Genomic DNA, 12,550 nt, shown 5'->3' with positions numbered 1-12,550 from the left:
CCCTGGTCAGGCGAAGGTACGGACGTCGACGAAGTGGCCATGCACCGCGGCCGCAGCGGCCATGGCGGGGCTCACGAGGTGGGTGCGGCCACCGGCGCCTTGGCGACCTTCGAAGTTGCGGTTGCTGGTCGATGCGCAGCGCTCGCCGGGTTCGAGGCGGTCGGCGTTCATGGCCAGGCACATCGAGCAGCCGGGTTCGCGCCATTCGAAGCCTGCGGCCTTGAAGATCTGGTCCAGGCCTTCGCGTTCGGCCTGTTCCTTCACGAGGCCGGAGCCCGGGACGACCATCGCGAGCTTCACGTTCTTCGCGACCTTCTGGCCGAGCTTCTTCACGACCGCTGCGGCTTCGCGCATGTCCTCGATGCGGCTGTTGGTGCAGGAGCCGATGAACACCTTGTCGACGAAGATGTCGTTCATCGCCTTGTTGGGCTCCAGGCCCATGTAGGTCAGCGCGCGTTCGATGGCGCCGCGCTTGTTGGCATCCTTTTCCTTGTCGGGATCGGGCACGCGGCCGTTGATCTCGGTGACCATCTCGGGCGAGGTGCCCCAGGTGACCTGCGGCGGGATCTTCGTCGCGTCGAGTTCGACGACGAGGTCGAAATGCGCGCCGGGGTCGGATTGCAGCGTCTTCCAGTAGCCGACGGCCTGGTCCCATTCGACGCCGGTGGGCGCGAGCGGGCGACCCTTCACATAGGTGATCGTCTTCTCGTCGACCGCCACCAGGCCCGCGCGTGCTCCGGCTTCGATGGCCATGTTGCAGACCGTCATGCGGCCTTCCATCGTCAGGTCCCGGATGGCGGAGCCTGCGAACTCGATGGTGTAGCCCGTGCCGCCAGCCGTGCCGATCTTGCCGATGATGGCCAGCACGATGTCCTTGGCCGTGCAGCCGAGCGGCAACTTGCCTTCGACCTTCACAAGCATGTTCTTCGCCTTCTTGCCGAGCAGGGTCTGCGTGGCCATGACGTGCTCGACTTCGCTGGTGCCGATGCCGTGCGCCAGCGCACCGAAGGCGCCGTGCGTGGAGGTGTGCGAATCGCCGCAGACGACGGTCATGCCCGGCAGCGTCGCGCCCGACTCGGGGCCGATCACGTGCACGATGCCCTGGCGCTTGCTCAGGAAGGGGAAGAACGCCGCTGCGCCGAATTCGGCGATGTTGTGGTCCAGCGTGGTGACCTGTTCCTTGCTGGTCGGGTCGGCGATGCCTTCGTAGCCGCGCTCCCAGCCGGTGGTCGGCGTGTTGTGGTCGGCGGTGGCGACGACCGAGCTGATGCGCCACAGCTTGCGGCCAGCTTCGCGCAGGCCCTCGAAGGCTTGCGGGCTGGTGACTTCGTGCACCAGGTGGCGGTCGATGTAGAGGATCGCGGTGCCGTCTTCCTCGGTGTGGACGACGTGTTCGTCCCAGATCTTGTCGTAGAGCGTGCGTGCCATGTCAGTCTTCTTTCGTGGGGTGATCGTTGGTGTGTTCAGGCGGCCAGTTCGGCCGGTTCGCGGGCAGCGGCTTCGCCCGAGGCTTGCAGGTGCGCGACCAGCGTGCGTGCGGCCACCGGAAGCGTGGAGAAGTCGCGGGCGACGAGACGGATCTCGCGTTGCGCCCAGGCGTCTTTCAATGCGACGCTGGTGAGTTGCCGGCCGACGCCGCCGCGCATGAGGTCGAAGGCCTGGCTCGGCATCACGCCGATGCCGAGGCCGTTCTCGATCATGCGGCACATGGCGTCCAGGCCGGTGACGTGGATGCGCAGCTTGATGGTGCGGCCGGCGTCGAGCGCGGCCTGCCGCGTGGCGACGTAGATCGAGCTGTTGGTGTGCAGGCCGACATGGTCGTATTCGAGCGAGTCGACGAAATCGATGGGGCCGGTGCCGGCCAGCGGATGCCCCGTGGGCACGATCAGCACGAGGTGGTCGTGCCGGTAGGGCAGGCTCTGCAATTCGGTGTCGTGGTCGGCCAGGTGGCAGATGCCGAGGTCCGACGCGCCTTCCTGCACCGCGCGCAGCACCTCGCTGCTGAGGTGTTCTTCGAGGTCGATCTTGATCGCCTCGTGGTCGCGGCGGAAGGCGCCGAGGTCTTCCGGCAGGAATTGCACGATGGCCGAGATGTTGGCATGTACGCGCACGTGGCCGCGCACGCCGTCGGCGTATTCGCTGAGCTCGCCCTGCATCTTCTCCAGGCTGTAGAGCACCGAGCGGGCATGGTGCAGCAGGCTTTCGCCGGCCGGCGTGAGGTCGACGCCGCGTGTGTGGCGGTAGAGCAAGGGGGTGTTGAGGGTGGCTTCCAGGTCCGACAGGCGCTTGCTGACGGCCGATGCGGCGATGAATTCGCGCTCCGCCGCACGGCCGATGCTGCCCAACTCGCAGACAGCTACGAAGAGCTGGAGCGAGGTCAGGTCGATGCGGCGGGCAAAGCTGCGTTCTGAGGTGTTCACGGGGCGCTGGCGTCATCGCGATAGGCGATGAAGCGGAGCGCTATTTTGCTAGGGAAATGACCCTTCCGTCATCGTGAAACACGATGACACTCTTGCTGGCTCAAGATGAAAAAAAGCGGGCACTCGGCCCGCTCGTTCCAGTTCGGCGCGCGAGGCGCGCCGGGTCACTTCGTCTTGTCAGCCGAGTTTTCGATCTTCTGGCCGGCCTTTTGAACATCCTGGCCTGCGCCCTTCATCGTGTTGCAGCCGGCCAGCGGGATGGCGAATGCGAAAGCGACGGCCATCATTGCAGCGATTTTCTTCATGGCTTAACTCCTGGTTGATTGAAACGGATTGCGAGGCGGTTTCCCTCCGCAACTGCAGGGTAAGAAGGCGCACAGCATCGTCGTGTCAGCCAAAACGCAAAAAGGCTGCCCGAAGGCAGCCTTTCCGAGGGTGAGGACTCGAGCCCTCGACCGATGCTCAGCGCGAGGCGATCGGTTGCACGTCGCGCTTGACCGAGCCTTCGAACAGCTGGCGCGGGCGGCCGATCTTGTACTCCGGGTCGCCGATCATCTCGTTCAGCTGGGCGATCCAGCCGACCGTGCGGGCCAGCGCGAAGATCGCGGTGAACAGCGGCACCGGGATGCCGATGGCGCGCTGCACGATGCCCGAGTAGAAGTCGACGTTCGGGTAGAGCTTGCGCGACACGAAGTACTCGTCTTCCAGGGCGATTTTTTCCAGCGCCATGGCCAGCTTGAACAGCGGGTCGTTTTCCAGGCCCAGTTCGCTCAGCACTTCCTTGCAGGTTTCCTGCATCAGCTTGGCGCGCGGGTCGTAGTTCTTGTACACGCGGTGACCGAAGCCCATCAGCTTGACGTTGGAGTTCTTGTCCTTGACCTGCTTGATGAACTCGCCGATCTTCTCGACGCCGCCAGCCTTCTGGATGTCGTAGAGCATGTTGAGCGCCGCTTCGTTGGCGCCGCCGTGGGCGGGGCCCCAGAGGCAGGCCACGCCGGCTGCGATGGCCGCGAAGGGGTTGGTGCCCGACGAGCCGCACAGGCGCACGGTCGAGGTCGACGCGTTCTGCTCGTGGTCTGCGTGCAGGATGAAGATGCGGTCGAGCGCGCGCTCGAGCACCGGGCTCACCTTGTACTCCTCGCACGGCGTGGCGAACATCATGTGCAGGAAGTTGCCGGCGTAGCTCAGGTCGTTCTTCGGGTACATGTACGGCTGGCCGATCGTGTACTTGTAGGCCATGGCGACCAGCGTCGGCATCTTCGCGATCAGGCGGATCGCGGCGATCTCGCGGTGCTTCGGATTGTTGATGTCCGTGCTGTCGTGATAGAAGGCCGACAGGGCGCCGACCAGGCCGGTCATGATGGCCATCGGGTGGGCATCACGGCGGAAGCCGCGCAGGAAGAACTGCATCTGCTCGTTGACCATCGTGTGGTTGGTCACGAGCTTGGTGAAGCCCTTCTTCTGTTCTTCATTGGGCAGCTCACCGTACAGCAGCAGGTGGCAGGTTTCCATGAAGTCGCAGTTGGTCGCGAGCTGTTCGATGGGATAGCCGCGGTAGAGCAGTTCGCCCTTGTCGCCATCGATGTAGGTGATGGCCGACTGGCACGACGCGGTTGACATGAAACCCGGGTCGTAGGTGAACATGCCGGTCTGGGCATAGAGCTTGCGGATGTCGATCACATCCGGGCCGATCGAGCCCTTGTAGATGGGTAGCTCGATGTTGTCGGTGCCGTTGCTGAACGACAGCGTGGCCTTGTTGTCAGAGGCTTTCATGAAGGCTTTCTTTCTGGAAATAAAAACTGGAAGTGGGCTCGCGCGCTCAGACGCGCATCAGACGCAACAAATCGACCACGCCCGGCCCGGCCAAGTCCGGTTCCGGCTCCTTGCGCTTGAGCAACAAGTCGAGGAGGTCATGGTCCGACAGGTCCATCAGGGCTTCCATTGCCTGCGCCTGTCCAACGGTCAAGCGAGATTCATGCCGCTCGAAGAAGCGGGCGATGAACAAATCGTTCTCCAGCAAGCCGCGCCGGCAACGCCATTTCAGCTTGCTCAGCGCAGCGGCGCCGAGAGGCTGATCCCCGTCATCAACGGAGGGCGTACCAAGCCGCTGCCGGGCCGCTCCCAAAGCGGCGGCCGCCCCCTCGGGGGGCAGCGACGACACGGAGTGCGGGAGCGTGGGGGCCATATTGCTAGATGGCGCGGCGGACCATCAATTCCTTGATCTTGCCGATGGCCTTGGTCGGGTTCAGGCCCTTCGGGCAGACGTCGACGCAGTTCATGATGGTGTGGCAGCGGAACAGGCGGTACGGGTCTTCGAGGTTGTCCAGGCGCTCGCCGGTGGCTTCGTCGCGGCTGTCGGCGATGAAGCGATAGGCTTGCAGCAGGCCGGCGGGGCCCACGAACTTGTCGGGGTTCCACCAGAAGCTGGGGCAGCTCGTGGAGCAGCTTGCGCACAGGATGCACTCGTAGAGGCCGTTCAGCTCGTCGCGTTCCTCGGGCGACTGCAGGCGTTCCTTCTCGGGCGGCACGGTGTCGTTCTGCAGGTACGGCTTGATCGAGTTGTACTGCTTGAAGAACTGCGTCATGTCGACGATCAGGTCGCGGATCACCGGCAGTCCGGGCAGTGGCTTCAACACGATCTCGCCCTTGAGCGTGAGCATGTTGGTCAGGCAGGCGAGGCCGTTCTTGCCGTTGATGTTCATCGCGTCCGAGCCGCAGACGCCTTCGCGGCAGGAGCGGCGGAAGGACAGCGTGGGGTCCTGCGCCTTGAGCTTCATCAGGGCGTCGAGCAGCATGCGTTCGTGGCCGTCGAGTTCGATCTCGACGGTCTGCATGTAGGGCTTGGCGTCCCGGTCCGGGTCGTAGCGGTAGATCTTGAAGGTGCGCTTCATCGTGAATTCCTGTTTTTGATCTTCAGAAGGTCCGGACCTTCGGGGGCACCGAGTCGACCGTGAGCGGCTGCATCTTGACCGGCTTGTACGAGAGGCGGTTGCCCTCGCTGTACCAGAGCGTGTGCTTCATCCAGTTGGCGTCGTCGCGGCCGAGCGGTGCGACCGGATCGTCCGCGGGACGCTCGTAGTCTTCCACCGTGTGGGCGCCGCGGCATTCGCGGCGGGCGGCGGCCGACACCATCGTGGCCTGCGCCACTTCGATCAGGTTGTCGACTTCCAGCGCCTCGATGCGCGCGGTGTTGAACACGCGCGACTTGTCCTTGAGCGTGACGGCGCGGACGCGCTCGCGCACGGCGGCGATCTTCTCGACGCCTTCGTCCATCGAGGCCTGCTTGCGGAACACGGCGGCGTGCTGCTGCATGACGGCGCGGATTTCGCCGGCCACGTCTTGCGCGTAAAGGCCGTCGGTCGACGCTTCCAGCTCGTTCAGGCGGGCCAGCGTGCGGTCGGCGGCGTCTTCCGGCAGCGGCTTGTGTTCCTTGTTCTTCTCGTTGAACTGCACGATGTGGTTGCCGGCCGCGCGGCCGAACACCAGCAGGTCGAGCAGCGAGTTGGTGCCGAGGCGATTGGCGCCGTGCACGCTCACGCAGGAGCATTCGCCGACGGCGTAGAGGCCGTTGACCACGGCGCTGTTGTCTTCACCCTGCTGGATGACGACCTGGCCGTTGATGTTGGTCGGGATGCCGCCCATCTGGTAGTGGATGGTCGGCACCACCGGAATCGGTTCCTTGGTGATGTCGACGTTGGCGAAGTTGACGCCGATCTCGTACACCGAGGGCAGGCGCTTGTGGATGGTCTCGGCACCCAGGTGGTCGAGCTTGAGCAGCACGTAGTCCTTGTTGGGACCGCAGCCGCGACCTTCCTTGATTTCCTGGTCCATCGAGCGGGACACGAAGTCGCGCGGTGCCAGGTCCTTCAGCGTGGGCGCATAGCGCTCCATGAAGCGTTCGCCGTTGCTGTTGAGCAGGATCGCGCCTTCGCCGCGGCAGCCTTCGGTCAGCAGCACGCCGGCGCCGGCCACGCCGGTCGGGTGGAACTGCCAGAACTCCATGTCCTGCAGCGGAATGCCCGAGCGCGCGGCCATGCCCAGGCCGTCGCCGGTGTTGATGAAGGCGTTGGTCGATGCGGCAAAGATGCGGCCGGCACCGCCGGTGGCCAGCAGCACAGTCTTGGCCTGCAGGATGTGCAGGTCGCCGGTTTCCATTTCCAGCGCGGTGACGCCGACGACGTCGCCTTCTTCGTCACGGATCAGGTCGAGCGCCATCCATTCGACGAAGAACTGCGTGCGGGCTTCCACGTTCTTTTGATAGAGCGTGTGCAGCATCGCGTGGCCGGTGCGGTCGGCTGCGGCGCAGGCGCGTTGCACGGGCTTCTCGCCGTAGTTGGCGGTGTGGCCGCCGAAGGGGCGCTGGTAGATGGTGCCGTCCGGGTTGCGGTCGAAGGGCATGCCGAAGTGTTCGAGCTCGTACACGACCTTCGGTGCTTCACGGCACATGAATTCGATCGCGTCCTGGTCGCCCAACCAATCGGAACCCTTGATGGTGTCGTAGAAGTGGTAGTGCCAGTTGTCCTCGCTCATGTTGCCGAGCGAGGCGCCCACGCCGCCTTGTGCGGCGACGGTGTGCGAACGGGTCGGGAACACTTTCGAGAGCACGGCCACGTTGAGGCCGGCGCGAGCGAGTTGCAGCGAGGCGCGCATGCCGGAGCCGCCGGCGCCGACGATGACGACGTCGAACTTGCGCTTGGTGATTTGGTCTTTGGTGTAGGTCATGGGGTCAGGGCGGCAAGGGGATGGGACTCGGAGGGTGAGGGCATCACAGCCGCCAGAGCACTTGAATGGCCCAACCCGCGCAACCCACCAGCCAGACCAGCGTGAAGATCTGGAGCAGGAGGCGGATGCTGACCGGTTGCACGTAGTCCATCCAGATGTCGCGCATGCCGACCCACACGTGGTACAGCAGCGAGACGATGACCGCGAAGGTCAGGACCTTCATCCATTGCGACGAGAAGATGCCGGCCCACTTGTCGTAGCCGATCTCGCCCGAGGTGAACAGCACCTGGCAGAGCAGGATGAGGGTGAAGAGGGCCATCAGGCCGCCCGTGATGCGCTGGCTGAGCCAGTCGCGAAGTCCGTAGTGCGCGCCGACGACGATGCGCTTGGAGCCGTAGTTCACTGCCATTTTTGTGTGCTCCCGATCAGTAGAGGCCGAACAGCTTGGCGCCGAGCACGACAGCCAGGAGGATGCTCAGGAACAGCGTGACCATCGCCGAGCTCTTGCCGAATTCCTTGCTCACGGCCGAATGGCTCACGTCCATCCAGAGGTGGCGCAGGCCGGCGATGAAGTGGTGCAGGTAGGCCCAGATGAGCGCCAGCGCCACCAGCTTGATCAGGAAGCCCGGAACGAAACCAAGGCCGACATTGAAGGCCGCCTTGAATTTTTCGAAGGAGATCTGCGAGCTGATCGAGGTGTCGAACATCCAGATGATGAACGGCAGCAGCAGGAACATCAGGAAGCCGCTGATGCGATGCAGGATCGACACGATGCCGGCAGGGGGCAGGCGATACGTGCGGAGATCGGTGAACGCGTTGATGTTGCGGAACTCGCGGCGCGGGGGCCGTGGGGTGGAGGCAAGCTCAGTCATGGGAGGCTTTCGTTGCTTTTTGTGGGGGACGGCTTGTATCTGGAGGCAAATGCAAACAACGAAAAATTGTATTGCAATGCACCATGACGCATCGGTGCGCCGTGCATCGACACAGTGCATCGGTCGGGCACTCTTGAATCGGGGCGGTTCATCCGAGTTCGTTCCGGTAATGGTGCGTGTCGGTGCGGTACAGCCCGCGCCGCAGCTCCATGGGGGTGTCGTGGTAGGTGTAGGCGACGCGCTCGACGCTCAGGAGCGGGGTTGCGCTGTTGACGTCGAGCAATGCCGCCTGTGCCTCGTCCGGCAGCACCGCCCGGATTTTCTCCTCGGCGCGGATCATGTGCACGCCGAATTCGGCTTCGAAGAGCGAATACATGGGGCCGCGCCAGGCCGTGAGGCGCTCGGCGGTCAGGCCCTTGAAGGGCGTGCCGGGCAGCCACAGGTCTTCCAGGATGGTCGGCACGCCGGCGTAGGCCAGCACCCGGCGCACCTGCAGCACGGCGTCGCCAGTGCGCAACGAGAGGGCGCGCGCCACGTCGGCGGCGGCGCGCAGGCGCTTGCAGTCCACGATGGTGCGTTCGGCCGGGCCCTCGGTGTTGAGGTCGCCGCTGTCGGGCACCAGCTTCAGGAAGCGGTACTGGACGTGGTGCTCGGTGTGCGTCGCGACGAAAGTGCCCTTGCCCTGGCGGCGCACCAGCAGGTTCTCGGCGGCCAGTTCGTCGATGGCCTTGCGCACCGTGCCCTGGCTCACCCGAAAACGCGCGGCCAGGTCCATTTCGCTGGGAATCGGCTCGCCGGGCTTCCATTCGCCGGCCTTCAGGCTCTGCAGGATCAGGGCCTTGATCTGCTGGTACAGCGGGCTGAACGCCGGCGTCGGCGTGTCTGGCAGGGCGGAAAGAGGCGTGTTCATGGCGTGGGCAAGCGCGGCGATGGCGCCGGAATGGCCCCTATCTTATATAAGACATAAGACATGCGCCATGAAATCACGGTTTGGGCCTAAAATGCCGGCCGGTTTTGCGCGCGGACCCCGGGTCCGGCGATGCCTGCGGCGTTCAAGAGACCAGTCGCGGGGCGAAGCCCTCTCTTTTCATCACTTCTGGAGTCTTCCCATGAGCAAAAAACCCGTCCGCGTTGCCGTCACTGGCGCCGCCGGCCAAATCGGCTACGCCCTGCTGTTCCGCATCGCCTCGGGCGAAATGCTCGGCAAGGACCAACCGGTCATCCTGAACCTGCTCGAAGTGCCGGTCGAAGGCCCGCAAAAGGCGCTCAAGGGCGTGATGATGGAACTCGACGACTGCGCTTTCCCGCTGCTGGTCGGCATGGAAGCCCACAGCGACCCGATGACGGCATTCAAGGACGCCGACTACGCGCTGCTGGTCGGTTCGCGTCCCCGCGGTCCCGGCATGGAACGTGCCGAACTGCTGGCCGTCAACGGCGCCATCTTCACGGCCCAGGGCAAGGCGCTCGACGCCGTCGCCAGCCGCAACGTCAAGGTGCTGGTCGTGGGCAACCCGGCCAACACCAACGCCTACATCGCCATGAAGAGCGCGCCCAGCCTGCCGCGCAAGAACTTCACCGCCATGCTGCGCCTGGACCACAACCGCGCCGCCAGCCAGATCGCTGCCAAGACCGGCAAGGCCGTGGCCGACATCGAGAAGCTGACCGTCTGGGGCAACCACTCGCCCACGATGTACGCCGACTACCGCTTCGCCACCATCAACGGCGAAAGCGTCGCCAAGATGATCAACGACCAGGAATGGAACGCCAACACCTTCCTGCCGACCGTCGGCAAGCGTGGCGCGGCGATCATCGAAGCGCGCGGCCTGTCGTCGGCCGCCTCGGCCGCCAACGCTGCCATCGACCACATGCGCGACTGGGCCCTGGGCACCAACGGCAAGTGGGTCACGATGGGCATCCCGTCGGACGGCCAGTACGGCATTCCGAAGGACACGATGTTCGGCTTCCCGGTCACCTGCGAAAACGGTGAGTACAAGGTCGTCGAAGGCCTGGACATCGACGCCTTCAGCCAGGAACGCATCAACAAGACCCTGGAAGAACTCCAGGGCGAGCAAGCCGGCGTCGCCCACCTGCTCTGATCCGCCGCATGCTCGACTGGAACCCCGCGCTCTATTCCCGCTTCGAGGATGAGCGCACGCGCCCCGCTCGCGACTTGCTCGCGCGCGTGGCGATGGATCCGGCGGGCGTCGCCAGCGTGGTCGACCTGGGCTGCGGCCCGGGCAACTCGACTGAACTGCTGGTCGAACGCTTCCCCCAGGCGTTCGTGACCGGCACCGACAATTCCGAGCCGATGCTGGTCAAGGCGCGCGAGCGCCTGCCATCGGCGACCTTTCTCCTGAGCGACATCGGTTCCTGGCAGCCTGAAGTGCCGCCGGACCTGATCTACGCCAATGCTTCGCTGCAGTGGGTGCCGGGCCACGAGACCCTGTTCCCTCGCCTGCTGGAGGCGCTCGCGCCCGGTGGCACGCTGGCGATCCAGATGCCGGACAACCGCGACGAGCCGACGCACCGCCTGATGCGCGAACTCGCGGCCAAGTCGCCGTGGGCCAAGGCCATCGGCGATTTCTCGCGCTTTCGCACCGAACTGCTGCCGCTGGACGGCTACTACGACCTGCTGGCGCCGCTGGCGGCGAACCTCGATGTCTGGCGCACGGCGTACCAGCACCCGATGGAGTCGCCCGCCGCCATCGTCGACTGGGTGCGCGGCACCGGGCTGAAGCCCTTTGCCGACCGCCTCTCGCCCGAGTTGCAGGAGAGCTACCTGGCCGCCTACGAAAAGCGCATCGGCCAGGCCTACCCCGAGCGTGCCGACGACAAGCGCCTGCTGGCCTTCCCGCGCATGTTCATCGTGGCGCGCAAGGCATGACAACCTCTCTCACCGACGCTATTCGCCCCGGCGACGTGCTGCGCGCCGCACAGGCCGGCTCCGTCGTGCTTCCGGTGTGCGATCACTACAGCGGCGTCGAAGCCCGCATGAAGAAGAGCCTCGCGCTCCAGGCCGAGATGGCCCAGGAGTTCGGCGCCTGCGTGTTCGACGTCACCCTCGATTGCGAGGACGGCGCCCCGGTCGGCGGCGAGTCCGAGCATGCCGCGCTCGTCACGGAACTGGCGCTGGCCGCGGCGCCGGGCATGCGTGTCGGCGTGCGCGTGCATCCGGTGGACCATGCGGCCTTCGATGCCGACGTGGCCACCATCGCCGGGCGTGCCGGCCAGAAGCTCAGCCACATCATGGTGCCGAAGGTCGAATCGCTGGCCGACGTGGTGCGTGCCGCCGCCGCGCTCGACGCGGCCGGCGCAAGGGACTTGCCGTTGCAGGTGCTGATCGAATCGCCGCTGGCGGTGCACAACGCCTTCGACATCGCCTCGCAACCGCGCGTGCAATCGCTGAGCTTCGGGCTGATGGACTTCGTGTCCGCCCATGCGGGCGCGATTCCGGCGGAAGGCATGGCCGCCGCAGGGCAGTTCACCCATCCGCTCGTGGTCCGCGCCAAGCTGGACATTGCATCTGCCGCGCATGCGTATGGCAAGGTGCCGTCTCATTGTGTTGTCACCGAATTCAACGATATTGACGCGATGCGCTCCGCGGCCCGGCGCGCGGCCGGCGAATTCGGCTACACCCGCATGTGGAGCATCCATCCCAACCAGATCCGCCCGATCCTCGATGCCTTCGCGCCCGGGGAACGGCAGATCGAAACGGCGACGAAGGTCGTCGCCGCCGCCGAGCGTGCCAACTGGGCACCCGTGAGTTTCGAAGGCGTGCTGCATGATCGCGCGAGCTACCGCCTCTATTGGCAGGTGCTCGAACGCGCGCACGCCACCGGCCGTGCCCTGCCTTCCGAGGCCAGGGCATGGTTTGCCGCCCCCAAGACCTGACCTGCTCAAAACACTCCCAAAAAGGAATCCACCATGAAGAAGATTGCACTCATCGCGGCACTCGCCCTGGCCCTGCCATTCGCCGCCTCGGCGCAGGATGCCCCCAAGGCCAAGCCCCTGTCGACGGGCAAGAAGGTCACGCAGAAAGTGGTCCCGAAGAAGGTCATCAAGAAGGTCGAGGAAAAGCAGCCCATCGCCGAGGATGTCGACGTCGTGCTGACGCCGGAGGACCAGGCGGTTGCGGCGAAGGTGCTGACGGGCACCATCAAGTGCGAACTCGGCGCCAGCGTGAACATCACGGCCGACGAGAAGAAGCCCGGCTATTTCACCCTCATGCACAGCAATGTGCGCTATCGCATGCACCCGGTGGAGAGCCGCACCGGCGCGGTTCGCCTGGAAGACCCGCGCCAGCAGGCGATGTGGTTGCAACTGGGCAACAAGTCGATGCTGATGAGCCAGAAGCAGGGCCTGCGCCTTGCCGATGAATGCCAGGCCGACTCGCAAGCGCTGCTTGCGGAAGAAATCAAGAAGAACCCGCCGAAGGCCCTGTTCGAAGGCGCCGACGAACCGAAGAAGTAAGTCCCTGCGGCGCGGCTCTTGCTTGAAGGCCGTGCCGCCCGCTGTTCCCACGCATCTGGAGAGAAA

The 12,550-nt window shown here is 65.0% G+C and carries 14 protein-coding genes; 4 read left to right on the top strand and 10 right to left on the bottom strand.

The genetic code is table 11. From position 1 onward, the window contains the following. Window positions 1–6 precede the first annotated feature (6 nt). The 10 genes from leuC to WKW79_RS06335 form a co-directional block, all read right to left on the bottom strand. On the bottom strand, window positions 7–1,428 hold the full coding sequence (gene leuC / locus WKW79_RS06380) for a 3-isopropylmalate dehydratase large subunit (RefSeq protein ID WP_340334267.1): 1,422 nt from the start codon (window positions 1,426–1,428) through the stop codon (window positions 7–9). A 35-nt stretch (window positions 1,429–1,463) separates the two neighbouring features. Further along, a complete protein-coding gene (locus tag WKW79_RS06375; protein WP_340334266.1) occupies window positions 1,464–2,420 on the bottom strand; it encodes a LysR family transcriptional regulator in 957 nt (318 codons plus the stop codon). A gap of 164 nt (window positions 2,421–2,584) precedes the next feature. Further along, the gene (locus WKW79_RS06370; RefSeq protein ID WP_340334265.1) at window positions 2,585–2,725 is read right to left on the bottom strand and encodes an entericidin A/B family lipoprotein; all 141 of its coding nucleotides are present in this window, start codon (window positions 2,723–2,725) and stop codon (window positions 2,585–2,587) included. Window positions 2,726–2,882: 157 nt separating this feature from the next. Further along, window positions 2,883–4,193, bottom strand: coding sequence for a citrate synthase (gene gltA, locus WKW79_RS06365; RefSeq protein WP_340334264.1), 1,311 nt, complete (start codon window positions 4,191–4,193; stop codon window positions 2,883–2,885). Between the two features lie 46 nt (window positions 4,194–4,239). Then, a complete protein-coding gene (locus WKW79_RS06360) occupies window positions 4,240–4,473 on the bottom strand; it encodes an FAD assembly factor SdhE (protein WP_340334629.1) in 234 nt (77 codons plus the stop codon). 136 nt (window positions 4,474–4,609) lie between these two features. Continuing rightward, on the bottom strand, window positions 4,610–5,311 hold the full coding sequence (locus WKW79_RS06355; RefSeq protein ID WP_340334263.1) for a succinate dehydrogenase iron-sulfur subunit: 702 nt from the start codon (window positions 5,309–5,311) through the stop codon (window positions 4,610–4,612). Window positions 5,312–5,333: 22 nt separating this feature from the next. Further along, window positions 5,334–7,142 (bottom strand): succinate dehydrogenase flavoprotein subunit, encoded by a 1,809-nt coding sequence (sdhA, locus tag WKW79_RS06350; RefSeq protein ID WP_340334262.1) that lies wholly within the window; start codon window positions 7,140–7,142, stop codon window positions 5,334–5,336. A 43-nt stretch (window positions 7,143–7,185) separates the two neighbouring features. Beyond that, complete coding sequence (gene sdhD / locus WKW79_RS06345) at window positions 7,186–7,551, bottom strand: succinate dehydrogenase, hydrophobic membrane anchor protein (RefSeq protein WP_340334261.1); 366 nt, start codon at window positions 7,549–7,551, stop codon at window positions 7,186–7,188. Between the two features lie 16 nt (window positions 7,552–7,567). Further along, window positions 7,568–8,014: a succinate dehydrogenase, cytochrome b556 subunit gene (gene sdhC / locus WKW79_RS06340; protein ID WP_340334260.1), complete on the bottom strand. Its 447-nt coding sequence runs from the start codon at window positions 8,012–8,014 to the stop codon at window positions 7,568–7,570. Between the two features lie 148 nt (window positions 8,015–8,162). After that, on the bottom strand, window positions 8,163–8,924 hold the full coding sequence (locus tag WKW79_RS06335; RefSeq protein ID WP_340334259.1) for a GntR family transcriptional regulator: 762 nt from the start codon (window positions 8,922–8,924) through the stop codon (window positions 8,163–8,165). A 199-nt stretch (window positions 8,925–9,123) separates the two neighbouring features. Here WKW79_RS06335 and WKW79_RS06330 point away from each other — a divergent pair, with 199 nt between their 5' ends. Genes WKW79_RS06330 through WKW79_RS06315 form a run of 4 tightly spaced genes read left to right on the top strand, consistent with a single transcriptional unit; the run spans window position 9,124 to window position 12,484 of the window. Then, entirely contained in the window at window positions 9,124–10,110 is a 987-nt protein-coding gene (locus WKW79_RS06330) for a malate dehydrogenase (protein ID WP_340334258.1), read from the top strand. An 8-nt stretch (window positions 10,111–10,118) separates the two neighbouring features. Beyond that, window positions 10,119–10,898, top strand: coding sequence for a trans-aconitate 2-methyltransferase (gene tam / locus WKW79_RS06325; protein ID WP_340334257.1), 780 nt, complete (start codon window positions 10,119–10,121; stop codon window positions 10,896–10,898). Then, window positions 10,895–11,905, top strand: a complete 1,011-nt coding sequence (locus WKW79_RS06320) for an HpcH/HpaI aldolase/citrate lyase family protein (protein WP_340334256.1) — start codon at window positions 10,895–10,897, stop codon at window positions 11,903–11,905. Before tam ends, WKW79_RS06320 begins: the two co-directional genes overlap by 4 nt. Before the next feature lie 33 nt (window positions 11,906–11,938). Further along, window positions 11,939–12,484, top strand: coding sequence for a hypothetical protein (locus WKW79_RS06315; protein WP_340334255.1), 546 nt, complete (start codon window positions 11,939–11,941; stop codon window positions 12,482–12,484). Window positions 12,485–12,550 lie beyond the last annotated feature (66 nt).

Origin of the sequence: Variovorax robiniae, from assembly GCF_037889955.1 — a bacterium.
Taxonomy (GTDB): domain Bacteria; phylum Pseudomonadota; class Gammaproteobacteria; order Burkholderiales; family Burkholderiaceae_C; genus Variovorax; species Variovorax robiniae.
Note: the sequence above shows the minus strand (reverse complement) of the source record. Positions and strands in the feature narration are given on the sequence as shown.